This window comes from Streptomyces sp. NPDC088812, assembly GCF_044750285.1.
In the GTDB taxonomy this organism is placed as follows: Bacteria; Actinomycetota; Actinomycetes; order Streptomycetales; family Streptomycetaceae; genus Streptomyces.
Genome location: NZ_JBIVJP010000070.1, coordinates 1 through 1547, shown reverse-complemented (window position 1 = coordinate 1547; position 1547 = coordinate 1). Strand labels below are relative to the sequence as shown.

At 69.2% G+C, this 1547-nt stretch carries 1 protein-coding gene; it reads left to right on the top strand.

The genetic code is table 11. From position 1 onward, the window contains the following. Positions 1 to 264: 264 nt before the first annotated feature. Complete coding sequence (locus ACIP67_RS43250) at positions 265 to 1482, top strand: IS110 family transposase (protein ID WP_401700214.1); 1218 nt, start codon at positions 265 to 267, stop codon at positions 1480 to 1482. Positions 1483 to 1547: the final 65 nt, after the last annotated feature.

Genomic DNA, 1547 nt, shown 5'->3' with positions numbered 1-1547 from the left:
CCCCGTTATGTTTTTCGCGGTCCTGCAAGAGGGCCGCTGGCCTCCGGGCCCGGCATGACTGTTGCCCCCTGTCGAAGGCATGACCTGGGGGGTGGTGTCACCGGGTCCGGGAGGTGTCCGTCGGAGACGCTGATCAGAGGTCCGGCCACCGTCCGGTCCGGTGCAATGCCGGACAGTTCGCGGGCGGCAGGTCTGCATAACGTGGATGCGCGAGCACGACACCCGAGCCGAGGCCGGCACCGTCATTACCCCTGAAAGGGCACGATGTTCGAGATCGAAGACGTGGGCGTGTTCCTCGGCCTGGACGTCGGCAAGTCCGCTCACCACGGCCACGGACTCACCCCGGCCGGGAAGAAGGTCTTCGACAAGCCGCTGCCCAACAGTGAGCCGAAACTGCGGGCTGTCTTCGACAAGCTAACCGCGAAGTTCGGCACCGTCCTGGTCATCGTGGACCAGCCCGCCTCCATCGGCGCCCTGCCGCTGACCGTCGCCCGCGACGCCGGCTGCCGCGTCGCCTACCTGCCCGGCCTGGCCATGCGCCGCATCGCCGACCTCTACCCGGGCGAGGCGAAGACCGACGCGAAGGACGCGGCCGTCATCGCCGATGCCGCGCGGTCGATGCCACACACTCTGCGCTCCCTGGAACTGACCGACGAGATCACCGCCGAGCTGACCGTCCTGACCGGCTTCGACCAGGACCTGGCCGCCGAGGCCACTCGCACCTCCAACCGGATACGCGGCCTGCTCACCCAGTTTCACCCCTCCCTGGAACGCGTCCTGGGACCGCGTCTCGACCACCAGGCCGTCACCTGGCTCCTGGAGCGCTACGGCTCCCCGACCGCCCTGCGCAAGGCCGGCCGCCGCAGACTCGTGGAGCTGATCCGCCCGAAGGCCCCACGCATGGCCGCCCGACTGATCGACGACGTCTTCGACGCCCTGGACGAACAGACCGTCGTCGTCCCGGGCACCGGCACCCTGGACATCGTCATCCCCTCCCTGGCCGCGTCCCTGGCCGCCGTCCACACCCAGCGCCGGGCGATGGAAGCCCAGATCACCACCCTGCTGGAGGCCCACCCTCTTTCCCCGGTCCTGACGTCGATGCCCGGCGTCGGCGTCAGGACCGCCGCCGTCCTGCTGACCACTGTCGGCGACGGCACCAGCTTCCCCACCGCCGCCCACCTGGCCTCTTACGCCGGGCTCGCCCCGGCCACCAGGTCGTCGGGCACCTCGATCCACGGCGAACACGCGCCCCGAGGCGGACACCGGCAGCTCAAACGGGCGATGTTCCTCTCCGCCTTCGCCTGCATGAACGCCGATCCCGCCTCCCGCACCTACTACGACAAACAACGAGCCCGCGGCAAGACCCACACCCAGGCTCTCCTCCGCCTCGCCCGCCAACGCATCAGCGTCCTGTTCGCCATGCTCCGCGACGGCACCTTCTACGAACCCCGCGAACCGAAAACCATCGGGCTCGCCGCATAACCGCGACGAGCCCGAACTACCCCAAACCCGACGAGGGTGCCTTGACGAAAGACATAGAGGCACCC